Source organism: Paenibacillus durus ATCC 35681 (assembly GCF_000993825.1).
In the GTDB taxonomy this organism is placed as follows: Bacteria; Bacillota; Bacilli; order Paenibacillales; family Paenibacillaceae; genus Paenibacillus_AQ; species Paenibacillus_AQ durus_B.
This window is the reverse complement of sequence record NZ_CP011114.1, coordinates 2,563,606-2,579,639: the sequence shown is the minus strand read 5'-3', so window position 1 is coordinate 2,579,639 and position 16,034 is coordinate 2,563,606. Positions and strand designations below refer to the sequence as shown.

General features: G+C 52.0%; 15 protein-coding genes. All 15 read left to right on the top strand.

Annotated elements, in window-relative coordinates; translation table 11 throughout:
- The first annotated feature begins 556 nt into the window (after window positions 1-556).
- The 15 genes from VK70_RS11765 (at window position 557) to pgsA (ending at window position 15,940) form a co-directional block, all read left to right on the top strand.
- Window positions 557-2,236: a ribonuclease J gene (locus tag VK70_RS11765; protein ID WP_025694774.1), complete on the top strand. Its 1,680-nt coding sequence runs from the start codon at window positions 557-559 to the stop codon at window positions 2,234-2,236.
- Between the two features lie 188 nt (window positions 2,237-2,424).
- Entirely contained in the window at window positions 2,425-3,204 is a 780-nt protein-coding gene (locus VK70_RS11760) for a ClpP family protease (RefSeq protein ID WP_025694773.1), read from the top strand.
- A complete protein-coding gene (locus VK70_RS11755; protein WP_025694772.1) occupies window positions 3,201-3,434 on the top strand; it encodes a YlzJ-like family protein in 234 nt (77 codons plus the stop codon). The genes VK70_RS11760 and VK70_RS11755 overlap by 4 nt, the downstream gene beginning before the upstream one ends.
- An 84-nt stretch (window positions 3,435-3,518) precedes the next feature.
- Window positions 3,519-6,137, top strand: a complete 2,619-nt coding sequence (locus VK70_RS11750; RefSeq protein WP_025694771.1) for an FtsK/SpoIIIE family DNA translocase — start codon at window positions 3,519-3,521, stop codon at window positions 6,135-6,137.
- 175 nt (window positions 6,138-6,312) lie between these two features.
- Window positions 6,313-7,137, top strand: coding sequence for a spore cortex-lytic enzyme (gene sleB, locus VK70_RS11745; RefSeq protein WP_025694770.1), 825 nt, complete (start codon window positions 6,313-6,315; stop codon window positions 7,135-7,137).
- A 129-nt stretch (window positions 7,138-7,266) separates the two neighbouring features.
- A complete protein-coding gene (gene yfmF, locus VK70_RS11740) occupies window positions 7,267-8,550 on the top strand; it encodes an EF-P 5-aminopentanol modification-associated protein YfmF (protein ID WP_046723314.1) in 1,284 nt (427 codons plus the stop codon).
- Window positions 8,551-8,552: 2 nt separating this feature from the next.
- Window positions 8,553-9,833, top strand: a complete 1,281-nt coding sequence (yfmH, locus tag VK70_RS11735) for an EF-P 5-aminopentanol modification-associated protein YfmH (RefSeq protein ID WP_025697806.1) — start codon at window positions 8,553-8,555, stop codon at window positions 9,831-9,833.
- Window positions 9,833-10,600 carry an elongation factor P 5-aminopentanone reductase gene (gene ymfI, locus VK70_RS11730; RefSeq protein ID WP_025697804.1) on the top strand — a complete coding sequence of 256 codons (768 nt, stop codon included), beginning with the start codon at window positions 9,833-9,835 and terminating at the stop codon, window positions 10,598-10,600. The genes yfmH and ymfI overlap by 1 nt, the downstream gene beginning before the upstream one ends.
- 130 nt (window positions 10,601-10,730) lie before the next feature.
- Window positions 10,731-10,994, top strand: coding sequence for a DUF3243 domain-containing protein (locus VK70_RS11725; RefSeq protein ID WP_025697802.1), 264 nt, complete (start codon window positions 10,731-10,733; stop codon window positions 10,992-10,994).
- A gap of 182 nt (window positions 10,995-11,176) precedes the next feature.
- Window positions 11,177-11,944: a DUF3388 domain-containing protein gene (locus VK70_RS11720; RefSeq protein ID WP_025697800.1), complete on the top strand. Its 768-nt coding sequence runs from the start codon at window positions 11,177-11,179 to the stop codon at window positions 11,942-11,944.
- Window positions 11,945-11,974: 30 nt separating this feature from the next.
- The gene (locus tag VK70_RS11715) at window positions 11,975-12,976 is read left to right on the top strand and encodes a helix-turn-helix domain-containing protein (protein ID WP_025697798.1); all 1,002 of its coding nucleotides are present in this window, start codon (window positions 11,975-11,977) and stop codon (window positions 12,974-12,976) included.
- 85 nt (window positions 12,977-13,061) lie between these two features.
- A complete protein-coding gene (locus VK70_RS28545; RefSeq protein WP_169733339.1) occupies window positions 13,062-13,223 on the top strand; it encodes a hypothetical protein in 162 nt (53 codons plus the stop codon).
- A gap of 172 nt (window positions 13,224-13,395) precedes the next feature.
- Entirely contained in the window at window positions 13,396-13,887 is a 492-nt protein-coding gene (locus VK70_RS11710; RefSeq protein ID WP_025690270.1) for a YajQ family cyclic di-GMP-binding protein, read from the top strand.
- Between the two features lie 137 nt (window positions 13,888-14,024).
- Window positions 14,025-15,356, top strand: a complete 1,332-nt coding sequence (rimO, locus tag VK70_RS11705) for a 30S ribosomal protein S12 methylthiotransferase RimO (RefSeq protein WP_025697795.1) — start codon at window positions 14,025-14,027, stop codon at window positions 15,354-15,356.
- Complete coding sequence (pgsA, locus tag VK70_RS11700) at window positions 15,353-15,940, top strand: CDP-diacylglycerol--glycerol-3-phosphate 3-phosphatidyltransferase (RefSeq protein ID WP_025697794.1); 588 nt, start codon at window positions 15,353-15,355, stop codon at window positions 15,938-15,940. The genes rimO and pgsA overlap by 4 nt, the downstream gene beginning before the upstream one ends.
- Window positions 15,941-16,034: the final 94 nt, after the last annotated feature.

Below are 16,034 nucleotides of genomic sequence, written 5' to 3'. Positions count from 1 at the left end.
CCATGAATGACGAACATCGGAAAGCCGTATGAGGGAAAACCTCACGTACGGTTTGATGAGGAGGGGCTGAAAATTTCTTCAGCCCTTTACTCTAGTTTTTTGTGCGCAGTGAAATAATGCTCCGCTTTTACGGGAAGAATACGGGTAACTAGATCCCGCGACTTTATTTTGGCAAAAATATCATGTATAATGTGGTTAAGTGACTGGGTGCGGTTAAAATTAAATATGCGGTAACTCTTATGTCATGTGCGGCGCTGCAGGTCTGTTTGTTTTAAAAGGGACATTTTTCCAGCCCTGGATCTGCTTTGTACGGCAAAGGTGCTTCGCGCATGGGGCGCGGCCAAATGGTTTATGGCATAGGCTCGCTAACGCAAATGTATGCTCCCCCCGGTAGGGAAGCTTTAATTAAGGTTTATTTTTTTGCGCCTTGATGACCTTTTGTCTTCACATCGACAAGGATTTCTGCGTTATTGAATGTGTTCAGTACCGCTAAACAATTGAAGTTCTTGATTAAAATAACATATGACGTCCAACATATTAGGAGGGTTAGATTCATTTGTCCAAAAAAAACAACAATGATAAACTGATGATCTTCGCACTCGGCGGAGTGGGAGAAATCGGGAAGAATATGTATGTGGTACAATACGGCAGCGACATTGTGGTCGTTGACTCGGGACTGAAGTTCCCTGAAGAGGATATGCTCGGTATCGACATCGTTATTCCTGATATTTCTTATTTGACGGAGAATCGTGACAAGGTAAAAGGCATTGTGCTTACGCATGGTCATGAGGACCATATCGGAGGTCTGCCGTACGTCCTTAAGCATTTGAATGTTCCGGTCTACGGAACGAAGCTGACATTAGGGCTTGTTGAGAACAAGCTGAAGGAAGCGAATTTGCTTGGCGAAACGAAACGCATTCTGATCAATGAGGATTCGGAGATCAAGCTGGGAAGTTCGCTGGTTGTTACTTTCTTCAGAACGAACCACAGTATTCCTGACTCAGTCGGCGTGTGCATCGAGACTCCGGAAGGCAACGTGGTTCATACGGGCGACTTCAAGTTTGACCATACCCCAGTCAATGGTCAATTCGCGAACTTGCACCGGATGGCCGAAATCGGACAGCGGGGCGTACTCGCGCTTCTTTCCGACAGCACCAACGCCGAGAAGCCGGGATTCACCCCTTCGGAGAAAAATGTCGGGATCGTGCTGGAAGATATTTTCCGGAAAGCTGAACAGCGTGTTGTGGTCGCGACATTCGCATCCAACGTTCACCGGATTCAACAGGTCGTAGACGCCGCTGTACAGACCGGCCGCAAAATCACCGTCATCGGACGCAGTATGGTTAACGTCGTCTCCATCGCTTCTGAACTCGGCTATCTGCACATGCCTGACGGCATGCTGATCGAACCGGAGGAAATGAACCGGATGGCTGCCAATCGGGTGGTCGTTCTCTGCACAGGCAGCCAAGGCGAACCGATGTCGGCTTTGACGCGCATGGCGCGTTCCAGCCACCGTAAGGTGGACATTCTGCCTGGCGACACCGTTATTATTGCGGCAACACCGGTACCCGGCAACGAGAAATACATCGGCCGTACGATCGACGAGCTGTTCCGCCTGGGCGCAGACGTGATCTACAGCGGCTCGAATTCCGGCGTACACGTGTCGGGTCACGGCAGCCAGGAAGAACTGAAGCTGATGCTTAACCTGATGAAGCCGAAATTCTTCATTCCGATTCATGGCGAGTACCGCATGCAGCGCAGACACGCGCTTCTTGCGAAGTCCGTGGGCGTCGACCCGGACAACATCTTCATCACCGAGCTTGGTGAAGTGGTGGAGATTCAAGGCGGCTCCGCCCGCAAAGCCGGCAAGGTTACGTCCGGCAATGTTCTGATTGACGGTCTCGGTGTTGGCGATGTAGGCAATATTGTCCTGCGTGACCGGAAGCTGCTGTCACAGGACGGTATTCTAGTTGTCGTCGTTACGCTGAGCAAACAGAATGGGGCAATTGTTTCAGGGCCTGACATTATTTCACGCGGCTTCGTGTATGTACGCGAATCGGAAGGGCTGCTTGACGAAGCGAACCGGATTGTTTCCAGCACGCTGCAGCGTCTGATGAGCGAGAAGGTCAATGAGTGGGCTTCGCTCAAGACAAGCGTAAAGGATGCGCTTGGCCGATTCCTTTATGAGCAGACCCGCCGCAGACCGATGATCCTTCCGATCATCATGGAAGTGTAATTTATACTAAAATCATAAAGCCTCTCTCCCGCTGGAAATATTGGACGGTTTCTTAGCGGAGAGGGGCTTTTATGCGTTCATTTATACCTCTGCATAATGTCAGGGTGCGATTAGTCATACTAACGGGAGATTCATTACCATACGCTTGCTGAAGAGCTTTGGTGCAAGCGAACAAGGGAGCGCTGAGTATGGATGGCAATACACCTTTCGAAACAGCTTACCGAAATGAGGAACCGGTAACGCCTCCGGAGAGAGAAGACCAGGGCGGTGAAGGAACTCAGGATGCCGGAGGCACGATCAGCACGGTGAAAGAATTCGGTCAAGTGGCGGTTCCACCCACCGAGCCGGAGATTTATTGCATCACGATCATTGGTCAGATCGAAGGACATATCGTCATGCCCCCGCATAACAAGACGACCAAATATGAACATATCATCCCCCAACTGGTCGCAGCTGAGCAGAGTAAAACAGTTAAGGGGGTGCTAATCATTCTGAATACGGTGGGCGGCGATGTGGAAGCCGGTCTTGCCATTGCGGAAATGATTGCTTCGCTGTCCAAGCCGACGGTTACCGTCGTTGTTGGGGGAGGCCACAGCATCGGGGTTCCCATCGCGGTATCCTCAAGCTATTCAATCATAGCGGAAAGCGCCACGATGACGATTCATCCCATCCGCATGAACGGCCTCGTCATCGGCGTTCCGCAGACTTTTGAGTACATGGAGAAAATGCAGGAGCGCGTCGTCCGGTTCGTCACGTCCCATTCGCGGATTTCCGTAGAATGCTTCAAGGATCTGATGTTTAAGACGGGAGAGCTTAATAGAGACATTGGTACGGCTGTCGGAGGCCATGATGCCGTTGCATTTGGACTTATGGACGAAATAGGCGGGATCGGCACGGCAATGGCGAAACTGAATGAACTAATTGCTCTTAGAGGAGCCCCTGCCGAGACGGGAGGGTTGACCCAATGATCCTTTATTCGGTGATATCCGCCGATCAGGTATGGGAAGGGGCCATTAAGGCTTCGCCCCCATTCCGTGAAGTTACTGTACAAGGGATTGTCATGCAGGTTGAGCCGCTGGACGAGGGCAGGGCCAGAATCGTAAGACTTCTGCAATGCCCGCTCCACCGCTATCTGGAACCGGGTCTTGCGCCGGGACAGATCATTTCATATTCGTCCGGGGGATCAGGCGGCTTCTGATTCAAGAGCAGCATTTTCCGACAAAACAGAACATAGGTACGCCACGCCATTATATGGTATAATACTGATTCGGGGGTGGCTGGCGTGGCTAAACGGAGAAAACGGAAAAAAAAGAAAGCGCTGCTCGGCAGTGTTTTAAAATATGAGATTTATGGCATTCTTCTGATTACCTTCTCGGTTATAGCTTTATCCGGCGAGGCGGCGGTGGGACGTTCATTATCAAGCTTGGCGGCTTACCTTCTTGGCCGGTTTTATTTCGTATTGCCGCTCATCGGCATGTATTACGGATTAATGGTCATGATCTACCGGAAATGGCCTTCGAATTGGAGCAGCCGGCACAGCGGTGTTCTGCTGCTGGTATGCTCAATGTGCCTGATGAGCAGCATTTCGGCTATGGAGCAGAAGCTTGGGCCGGTATCCATGCTTCATCCGGGCAACGTGCTGTCACAGACCCAGAAGGATCTGGCCGGGGCGTTGACTCCAGCCGTGAATGACGGCAGCATCTATATGCTGGGCAAAGATATAAGCGGCGGCTATCTCGGCGGATTGGAATTCGCTGTGCTGCTGTGGTTGTTCGGGACACTCGGCGCCAAGCTGCTTATGATCGTTATGCTCGCGATCAGCTTTATGCTGGTTACGAATCTCTCCTATATCGAGCTGTTCGGAATACTGAGAATCCGGGCGGTCAAGCTTGCGGAAGGCATTCGGCTTAGAGCCGCTAACCGCCCACAGGTGGTACCGGTATCGGGCCGGGGAAGGCCAAAGAAGGTGCAGGAGGAACCGGAGGAAGAAGAGGAAGAGGAGGAGCTGGAAGCGGGTCTTCCGAGCCGCAAAGCGCCGCAGTTCTTCGACAAACTTCTGCGGCGCAAGACTCCTCGCTCCGAAGGCGAAGCTTTGCCGGAGTCCGGGGAGGATGATTGGGACGAGGAGCATAGGAATATTCCGATCATTTCAGGTATTCCTTCCCAATCGGATTGGTCCGGTCCGGATGAAGATTATGATTTTGAGAACGAGGAACTGGAATCTGCAGCTCCTATCATTCGCGATTTCTTCGAGCATATCCGTGCGGAAGGACTGAGCGACGAGGACCGTGAGGAATGGAGCGAGTTCTCGCCGGCTGCGCGGGGCAGTGCGAAGCCTGCCGATGCCCTGAGCCTCGCGGAAGCGGCGGAAGGGTCTGTCTCCGGGGAAGACGGCGTTATTGTTGAGGCAAGCACCGGCAAGGAAGGAGAGGCTGAAGGAGATATACCTCCGGCTCCCAAGCCGGCGCCTCCGCCTAAGCCTTACAAGCTGCCGCCATTCCGGCTGCTGTCGAAGCCGAGTAACGGCGGCAAAGCCGGCGACCAGAACGATTACATGCAGACGGCCCGCAAGCTTGAGGCGACGCTGGAAAGCTTTGGCGTCCGGGCTAAGGTGCTGGAGGTTGTCCGGGGGCCGGCGGTTACCCGGTACGAGATTCAGCCTGACATCGGTGTGAAGGTCAGCCGGATCGTCAATCTGACCGATGATATCGCTTTGGCGCTCGCCGCTAAAGATATCCGGATGGAGGCGCCGATTCCCGGCAAATCGGCAATCGGAATCGAGGTGCCGAATCCGGAGGTATCGTTGGTTACCATGAGAGAAGTCATGGAAACCCAGATTTTCCAGGAAGCCGAAGCTAGGCTGACGATTGCTTTCGGCAGGGACATTTCCGGTCAGACGATCATCGGAAATCTTGCCAAAATGCCCCATCTGCTTGTCGCCGGGGCAACCGGCTCCGGCAAATCGGTCTGCATCAACGGAATTATCACCAGCATTCTGTACAAGGCCAAGCCGGATGAAGTCAAGTTTCTTATGGTCGATCCGAAGATGGTCGAACTGAATGTATACAATGGGATTCCCCATTTAATGGCTCCTGTCGTTACCGACCCGAAACGCGCCAGCCTGGCGCTCAAGAAAATTGTGGTTGAGATGGAGAAAAGATATGAGCTGTTCTCCAAATCCGGAACACGGAATGTGGAAGGCTATAACAATCTGATGAAGGATAACCCGGAGGCGGTTCTGCCGTATATCGTCGTAATTGTGGACGAGCTTGCCGACTTGATGATGGTTGCCGCGAACGATGTGGAAGACGCCATTTGCCGTCTGGCACAGATGGCGCGAGCGGCGGGAATTCATTTGATTATTGCGACCCAGCGCCCTTCGGTGGATGTCATCACCGGTGTCATCAAGGCCAATATCCCTTCGCGGATCGCCTTTGGCGTCTCCTCGCAGGTTGATTCGCGCACCATTCTGGACATGGCGGGAGCAGAGAAGCTGCTAGGCCGCGGCGATATGCTGTTCATGCCGATGGGCTCCTCCAAGCCGGTTCGGGTTCAAGGAGCTTTCATGAGCGATGCCGAGGTGGAAGCGATCGTCCATTATGTCAGCAGCCAAGGCGAAGCGGAGTATGACGAGTCTATCGTTCCGGAAGTGGATGATGCGGCTCCGGAAACCGAGGAGCCGCAGGATGAACTGTACGAGCAGGCGGTGCAGATCGTGCTTGAAGCCAAGCAAGCTTCGGTATCGCTGCTGCAGCGCAGGATGCGCGTCGGTTACACCCGGGCCGCCAGACTGATCGATTCCATGGAGGCCAGGGGTGTTATAGGTCCGTACGAAGGCAGCAAGCCTCGGGAGGTGCTGATCTCGCTGGAGCAGTACCAGCAAAGCCGGATCAGTTCCTGATTCTGCATGGCAGCAGTTTAAGCCAAGCGTTCTTTTTCTACGGAAAAGGAACGCTTTTTATTATTTTATCCTCCTTTCTTTTCGTTCCTTTCGGTGCATAGGATTCTTGCGCTGTCGTCATAATAACGTTAGCCATCCATGCAGAACTTAAAAGAGAAAGGTAGAGCGAAGCCAAATGAAGAATCAGAAGCTATGGATTATTGCCGTGCTAGCCCTTACGCTTGCGTCAGCTCCGCTGATTGAACATTTCTCCGGAGGAAAGGCGTCATCGAAAGTTCCGCAGACTGCTGCGAATTCTTCGTCCGAGGCTGGGACCTACGATGAAGCGATGCCTGCTTTTAGCACTGTGCCCATTAAATACGGCGCCTCCGGGCAAGATGTATACGAGCTTCAGGGACGCTTGAAGCACCTTGGATATTACTCGGGCACAATAGACAGCCAATTCGGCAGCGAAACATTAAACTCCGTCAAATGGTTTCAGTGGAAATTTGGCATGGTGGCAGACGGTGTCGTCGGAGCAAAGACGAAGCTGAGGTTGTACAATGCAACTAAGAACTGGCGTCCTACGGAACCGAAGACCGCCAAGAGAACAACAAACGAGGCAAACACTACCGATGAATTGGCGTCCGGAAATACAATGGGCTTGTCGGAGAACGATTTGAGGATCATGGCAAATGCCGTCTACGGGGAGTCTCGGGGGGAACCGTTTGAAGGACAGGTGGCCGTCGCCGCAGTTATTCTGAACCGGACAAAATCCCCAAGTTTTCCGAACACGCCTTCAGGCGTTATTTTCCAGCCCGGAGCATTTACCGCCGTCGCCGACGGACAGATTTATCTGACGCCCAATGAGCAGGCGCGCAAAGCGGTTCAGCAGGCGCTCAACGGCTGGGACCCGACGGGAGGCTGTCTGTATTACTTCAATCCGAAGACCGCAACCTCCAAATGGATCTGGACAAGACCGCAGGTGAAGACGATCGGCGAGCATATTTTCTGTATGTAATCGAACCCCCAGGAGCAATCGGAAGACTTGTCTTTCGGTTGCTTCCTTACTTTGGAATGGTTTAGAATAAATATTACTTCATAAATATGGTTTAAAAGCATCTATCCAGGCAGTAAAGGAGTTTTCAACTTGACAAATCACGTATTCCAGCATGGCAACGTAGGAGGCATCCGGATTCATGTGCTGCCGACGAAGACGTTTAAGACTTATGCGATATCGCTGTATGCCGGCCTTCCCTTGGCCGAAGAGACCGTGACCCCCACCGCGCTGATTCCGTTCGTTCTACGCCGGGGTACGGCATCTTATCCGGAGACAACCCAGTTCCGCGAACGGCTGGAAGAACTGTATGGAGCGGGATTCGGATTCGACGTGTATAAGCGCGGCGATTACCAGATCATCCAATTCCGGATGGACACGATCAATGATTCATTTGTGCAGAGCAAGGAGAGTCTGCTAGGCGAATCCTTCGCTTTTTTGGGAGAAGTGCTTACACAGCCTGTACTGGAAGGCAGCAGCTTCAGGGCTTCTTATGTGGGAACGGAGCGCGAGACTGTCCGCAAGAAGCTGGAGGCTATCGTCAATGACAAAATCCGTTACGCGGCCGAGCGCTGCATCGAGGAAATGTGCCGGGAAGAGCCGTATCGGCTGCATCCGCTCGGACAAAGGGCGGATCTGGACGCTATTACCCCGGACTCGCTGTATCAGTCCTATCTTTCTTGGCTGGAAGGAGCGATTCTCGATCTGTATGTCGTTGGCGACACGACGCCTGAAGAAGTTGAGAAGCTGGTAGAGCGGCATTTTGGCTTTGGCGGCCGAACAGCATCCTCCCAGTATCAATCCCGATTCTCCCCTAAGACCGTTACGGACGTTCGCACGGTGGAAGAACGGATGGATGTCGGTCAAGGCAAGCTGAACATGGGTTTGCGGACTTCCATTACTTACAGGGACGACGCCTATGCGCACGCTTTAATGTACAACGGTATTTTGGGCGGCTATCCGCATTCCAAGCTGTTCGTCAATGTCCGGGAGAAGGAGAGTCTGGCTTACTATGCGTCTTCCCGCTACGACGGACATAAAGGAATTGCCACGATTCAGTCGGGTATTGAAATCGAGAACTACGGCAAAGCCGTGGACATTATCCGCAAGCAGCTAGATGAAATGAAAAAAGGAAATATCAGCGATCTGGAGCTGAACCAGACTAAGGCGATGATACGCAACCTGCTCTTGGAAATCCAGGACTCCGCCTTTGAAATGATTGCATTCGACTTCAACCGCCAGCTGTCCGGCAAAGACCGTTCTGCGGAAGAACTGATGAGCCAGGTGGAAGCTTCCGGCGCGGAGGACGTGAAACGGGCTGCCGACACCGTCCAGCTGGATACGATCTATTTCCTGACAGGACAGAAGGAGGAGTAGTTGTGGAGCAGATCCATTATGACAGGCTTCAGGAAACGCTATATTACGAAGTTTTGGATAACGGGCTGAGTGTATACGTTCTTCCAAAGCCGGGTTTCAGAAAAACATACGCCACGTTTGCGACTAAATACGGTTCGGTGGATAATCACTTCCGTGTGGCCGGAGGCGAGGAAACATCGGTGCCGGATGGCATCGCCCACTTTTTGGAGCATAAAATGTTCGAGGAGCCGGAGGGCGACATCTTCGCCACTTTTGCATCAAACGGAGCGTCAGCCAACGCTTTTACGAGCTTTGAGCAGACGGTTTACCTGTTCTCCGCCACAGAAAAAATAGAGACGAATATCGAAACATTGATCGATTTTGTGCAGCGTCCCTATTTTACAGACCAGAATGTGGAGAAGGAAAAGGGCATCATAGGCCAGGAAATCAACATGTATGCCGACAATCCGGACTGGCGCGTCTATTTCGGGCTGATCGAAGCAATGTATCAGAAAAATCCGGTACGGATCGATATCGCCGGCACAGTGGAATCCATCTCGTCAATTACCAAAGAAACTCTCTATACCTGCTACAATGCTTTTTACCATCCGAGCAACATGCTGCTCTTTATCGTCGGCGGCGTAGATCCGGAAGCTGTCTTTAAGCTGGTGCGCGACAATCAAAGCCGGAAAGTTTACGAATCGCAGGGCGAGATCGAACGGATTTTTGAACGGGAGCCGGAACAAGTTGGCCAGCAGCGGCTGGAGAACAAGCTGGCGGTGTCCATGCCTAAGTGTCTGTTCGGTTTCAAGGAAAAAGAGACCGGGCTGACAGGCAAAGCCGCGGTGCGGCGCGATTTGACGACCAAGCTAATGCTTGACCTCCTGCTTGGCAGCAGTACCGCTCTGTACCAGAAGCTGTACGACGAAGAACTCATTTCCGACAGCTTCGGACATGAATTCAACAGCTCGCCGCAGTACGCCTTCTCCGCGATCGGCGGCGATACGAAGGACCCCAATCTGCTGCTCAAACGGATCAGGGAAGAGATTGACGCTGTTCTTAGGGCGGGCTTCTCTGAACGCGATTTTATCCGGGCCCGCAACAAGAAAATCGGCGGACATTTGCGCATGCTGAACTCTCCGGAGAGCATTGCCCATGAATTTACGCGTTATCAGTTCCGCGGCGGCGACTTCTTCGGCGTCGTCCCGGAATACGAATCGATCACATTGGATGAAGTAAATGACCGGCTGCGCGAGCACATCGACTGGGATCAGCTTGCCGTATCCGTGGTGGTGAACCCGTAGTGAATATTGTGGGAGCGAGCGGCAAGCCGCTCGGACAAACGACGGTGCTTATTACCGGCGGCAGCGGAGGGATTGGCGGCGCTATTGCCGAGCGCTTTGCTTCGGCACGGATGAATATTGTGATTCACTATATGAATTCCCATGAAGCGGCCAACGAGGTGGCGCGGCGCTGTATGAACGCCGGTTCACAGGTCATGACCGTGGCCGCCGATTTAAGAGACCGCAGCCAGCTCCAGCGCATGGCTGAACGGATTACGGCCAGCGGTATGCAGCCGGACATATTGGTCAACAATGCCGGCAGAGCCCATTACGGCATGCTTGCCGATCTTACCGAAGAGGAATGGGACGATTGTTTGGCCGTTAATCTGAAAGGGACGTTTCTTTGCAGCCAGATTTTTATGCCTTATATGGTTTCGCAGCGGTATGGACGGATTATCAACGTTTCTTCCGTATGGGGGATTTCGGGCGCATCTTGCGAAGTGGCCTACTCTGCGAGCAAGGGCGGCGTTAACGCCTTTACTAAGGCGCTGGCCAAGGAATTGGCGCCTTCAGGCGTAACGGTGAACGCGGTGGCTCCGGGCGCGGTGCGCACAGCGATGCTGGATAATTTATCGGAGGATGAGGTTCGCATGCTGGAAGAAGAAATTCCCGCAGGCAGGCTTGCCTCGCCGGAAGAAGTCGCTTCGCTTGTGTATTTTTTGGCTCTGCCGGAATCGGGATATATCAATGGACAAATTATTAGCCCAAATGGGGGCTGGGTTACCTGACGTTGGGGAAAGACCTAAGCATAACAAGTTTTCTTCGAGGGCATATTATGACTGTTGCTTTTAAATCTTAAGCGCAAATGGCCTGCGGCCTAAGGGTAAGCAAGGTCATCAACACGAAGGAGGATTTAATATGTCAACAGAATCGACCGTAATCAGGAACTATGATACCTGGAAGAATTTTCTGGGTGAACGGGTTGTGCAGGCCGAGAAAGTAGGCATGAGCGAAAGCACTATTGCCGAGCTCGCTTATGAAATCGGGGAATTCCTCGACAAGAAGGTAGACCCGCAAAACGCCTCCAACCGGGCGATCAAAGAGCTGTGGGATGTGGGCGACGAAAGCCAGCGGCATACGATTGCCTCCCTCATGGTCAAGCTGGCGAAGCAGAACGCATAGCCCGGCGGAACAAGCTCCCCCTCGAGGGAGCTTTTCTGCAATTGTCAGACCATTCGACCTTGCCTTTCAATTTCATTTTATATATCATTAACATGACCCGTGAACCTGTGGTGTGTCGCTTCTTGGCGTTTTCTGGCGAATCAAGGCTCGGGACAGGGAATTTACATTACGAGGTGTACAAATTGGAATACAAAGAATGGTACATGGAATACAAGATACATAAGAATAGACCCGGTTTGCTCGGCGATATCGCTTCGATGCTCGGTATGATGGAGGTCAATATACTGACCATCAACGGAGTGGAGGATAAGACGCGGGGCATGCTGCTTGAAACGAACGATGATGAGAAGATCCGGCTGATGGGCGAAATGCTCAAAAAGGTTGAAAATATAACGGTAACCGCTCTGCGTTCACCGCGCTTGGTTGACAAACTGGCCGTACGGCACGGAAGATATATCGACCGGGATTCAGATGACCGGAAGACGTTCCGGTTTACCCGGGATGAGCTGGGCCTGCTGGTTGATTTCCTCGGAGAGCTGTTCAAACGTGACGGCAATCAGGTCATTGGCCTTCGGGGAATGCCACGGGTAGGCAAGACGGAATCGATTATCGCCGGCAGTGTATGCGCAATGAAGCGTTGGACCTTCGTTTCCTCGACGATGCTCCGGCAGACCGTCCGCAGCCAGCTTGCCGAGGATGAGATGAATCCGAATAATATTTTTATTATCGATGGTATTGTCAGCACGATTCGCTCCAATGAGAAGCATTACAATCTGCTAAAAGATATCATGTCTATGCCGAGTACGAAGGTTATTGAGCACCCGGACATTTTTGTCCGCGAATCAGAATACACATATGACGATTTTGACATTCTGGTCGAGCTGCGCAATAATCCTGGGGAAGAAATCCTTTACGATACAATCACATCCAGCTACAGCGACGATTTATAAATAGAGGGAACACGAGGAGGAGGCAAAGGCATGTCGGAACTGGGCCGGCAATTGAAGGAGGCTCGTCTGCAAAAGGGAATGAGTCTTGACGATGTGCAGGAAGTAACGAAAATTCGCAAGAAATATTTGGAAGCTATTGAGACGGGAGACTATAAGGTGCTTCCCGGCAGTTTTTACGTGCGGGCTTTTATCAAGACCTATGCGGAGGCGGTTGGGGTTAATCCCGATGAGCTTATACAAGAGCCCGGAAGTGTTCCTGTGCCCAAAGAGGAGCCTTCCACTATGGAAACGGTGCTCCAAAAGCGCAGCCGCAGACCCGAGACCGAGCGGAATGCCAAATGGGTTCCGACACTCTTAATGTGGATTTTTCCGGTATTGATTATAGTGGTTATTTATATGTATGCTTCGAACTGGGGCAAATCGGATAACCAGCAGACCGACCCTAATCCGATTACTACGAGCACACAGACACAGAGTCCTGCGGCGGCACCGTCCGCTGGCCCTGCTTCCGCAGAAGCTGCGGCACCGACGCCGTCCGCGTCAGCAGGAGCAGGAAGCGAGGCCACCGCTTCGCCGTCCCCATCTCCTTCGCCGTCGCTGTCACCTTCACCTTCACCGGCTGCGGAAGACGGCACGGTAGTTCAGGACCGGAAATCAGGCAAGACAACCGTCTTTAAGGTGACGGGTACCAATCCGCAAGTTGTCATTACAGCGACAGGCGTTAGCTGGCTTGAGGTATATAAAGGAACCAATTCGAGAGGCGAGAAGCTTTCTTTTGGCAACACGGCCTCTGGAGATACCAAGACCTTTACGCTGGGCAGCGAAGGCATTTATATTAAATCCGGCAACTCTCCCGCTACGCAGATTACGGTGAACGGGCAGGTCGTCACGGACGGAAAAACTACCTCTCGTATTTTGCTCGAGCTCGACAGCGGCGCGGGATCAGCGAATGCAACCGAAACGCCGGCGGACAGTACGAACGGGCAAACGACTGACAGCGGTGTACCCGCTGATGGAAGCACCGCCCAATAAGCTAATTGATGCGCATAGACTCTGCTGCTATGGATAACCTAAGAAATAGTTAACAGTTCATCCATCAAAGCGAGGTGTGGCATCGATGACGGTCAGCTGGATTGTAATCATCTTGGGCATAATTGTGAGCCTGCTTGGTTACTACTTAACACCCGGAGCCTGGGGTTACGGAATCCTGGGTTTCGGTCTTGCGCATATCGTGCTGGGGATCTTGGATATGTTCAGAAGTCCGATTCAAAGCAGATAACAGGCATGCCGCAGGGCGCCTCCAGCAAAAGGGGAATTGCCCTTTGTAAGGAGGCGTTTTTTTGAAATATAAGGATTGTATGTTCGGGCTAAATACTACCCGCAGTTAGACTTGGCCTTGTCTTTTTCATATAATAGTAGCTGAAATAACGCACATAAAAGGACGTGGAAATATGGCTTCGGAAAGTTCATTCGATATTGTGTCCAAAATGGATATTCAGGAATTGACCAATGCGATTCATCAGACGGAAAAAGAGATTCAAAACCGCTTCGATTTCAAGGGGAGCAAGAGCAGCCTTAAGCTGGAAAAAGACGCGCTGATCATTGTATCGGACGACGAGTATAAGCTGAACGCTGTCATTGATATTTTGCAGTCGAAGATGGTTAAGAGGGGCATTACGCTCAAGAATCTTGACTTTGGCAAAATCGAGCCTGCCTCCTTGGGGACGGTTCGCCAGCGGCTCGGACTTAAACAGGGGATCGATCAGGATAACGCCAAGAAGATCAATGTGCTGATCCGTGATTCCAAGCTGAAGGTTAAGAGCCAAATTCAGGGCGATCAGATTCGCGTCACCGGTAAGAGCAGAGACGATCTGCAGCAAATTATCCAGCTTCTTAACAAGGCTGACTTGCCGCTTGATTTGCAGTACACTAACCTGAAATAATGATTCCGTGCCCCGCAGCGCGCTCACAAAGCGAAGATCTGCGGGGTGCTTTGTGTTTTTGACAGCCGAATTCCGGCTATATTATACTTGCTTAAGAAAATGTGGATACGTGTTTTGTATTATTTGGAGGATGACTAATGACAGAAAAGATTAACATTGTTACACTCGGCTGCGAAAAAAATTTGGTAGACTCGGAGATTATGTCCGGCCTGGTTCATGAACGTGGATATGCGCTTGTGGACCGTAAGGAAGAAGCTACCGTCATTATTGTAAATACGTGCGGATTTATCGATGAAGCCAAAGAGCAATCCGTCAACACGATTCTTGAGCTTGCGGAGCTAAAAGAGAGCGGCAATCTCAAGGCGCTGATCGTATCGGGCTGCTTAACCCAGCGCTACAAGACGGAGCTGATGGAGGAAATGCCCGAGATCGACGGAATCGTCGGAACGGGAGATTTTCACAACATCGTTCAGATTGTTGATGAAGCCGTGAGAGGAAGCAGGCCGGTATGGGTTGGCAATCCGGTCTTTAATTATGAGGAGGCGCTGCCCCGCAAGGTATCGACGCCGCGTTATACTACCTATGTCAAAATTGCGGAAGGCTGCGACAACAATTGCACGTTCTGCAGCATCCCGATTATGCGCGGAGCGTTCCGCAGCCGTTCCATAGAGTCGATTCTGGCCGAGGTCAGAACACTCGCAGTGCAAGGGGTAAAGGAGATCAGCCTGATCGCTCAGGACTCGACCAATTACGGAACCGATCTGTACGAGGAGTTCAAGCTGCCCGAGCTGCTTGATCGCGTAAGCGAAGTGGAAGGGATCGAATGGGTCAGATTGCATTATGCTTATCCCGGATTTTTCACCGAAGAGCTGATTCAGACGATGGCGAATAATCCGAAGATCTGCAAATACGTGGATATACCGCTTCAGCATAGTGAAGACTCGATTCTCAAACGCATGCGCAGACCCGGCCGCCAGCGGGATATCCGCGAACTGATCGCCCGGATTCGGGAGATGATCCCCGGCGTGTCGCTGCGCACTTCGCTCATTGTCGGTTTCCCCGGCGAGACTGAAGAGGATTTTCAGCGCTTGTGTGAGTTTGTAAGCGAAGTCGGTTTTGATCGGCTGGGGGTATTTACTTATTCCAACGAAGAGGGAACTCCGGCTTCGCGCCTGCCGGACCAGGTGCCGGATGAAGTGAAGGAATGGCGCGCCAACACGCTGATGGAGCTTCAGCGCAAGGTTACCCAGGATCGGGGCAGCCGGTTTGTGGGCCAAGTTCTGGATGTGCTAGTAGAACGCTACGACGGCCGCAGCGATGTCTATATCGGACGCTCGCAGTATGACGCGCCGGAGATTGACGGAGAAGTATTTGTTAAGGGCAGCAGCATTGGCATCGGGGAGATTACGAAGGTCCGCATAACCCATGCTTTCGAATATGATTTGTCAGGGGAGGAAGTGCTTCAGTGAATTTGCCTAACCGCATAACCATTGCCCGAATATGTCTGATTCCGATCATGATGTTCTTCCTGCTGATCGATTTCAGCTTCTACCCGAATCCGCTGCATTGGGGCTCCTTTCAGCTCTCGTTCAACCACCTTATCGCCGCAATTATTTTCTTGCTGGCGGCAAGCACGGATGGTATCGACGGCTACATTGCCCGCAAGTATAATATGGTAACCAATCTAGGCAAGCTGCTCGATCCCTTGGCCGATAAGCTGCTCGTGTCAGCGGTGCTGATTTCGCTGGTCGAGCTGGGCAGATGCGATTCCTGGATTGCCATCGTCATTATCAGCCGCGAATTTGCCGTTACCGGTCTGCGTCAAGTGGCGCTGCTGGATGGTAAGGTCGTTGCGGCCAGCAGATGGGGCAAAATTAAGACGATCGTGCAGATTATTGCGATTTCCTTGCTGCTGCTTAACAATTTTCCGTTTCAGTTCGTCGGTATCCCTTTTGACAGGATTGCCATTTGGGCGGCCGCTTTGATTACGATTTACTCTGGCATCGATTATTTCGTGAAAAATAAGGAGCTGCTTCAACTGAATAACGCTTAATATCGGGCCGGCTTGCCGTGATCCGCAGCGGGGCAGTAGACAATAGACCTATTGCCCCGTTTCTATCCGTGTAACGGCTGATGATAACTCATGG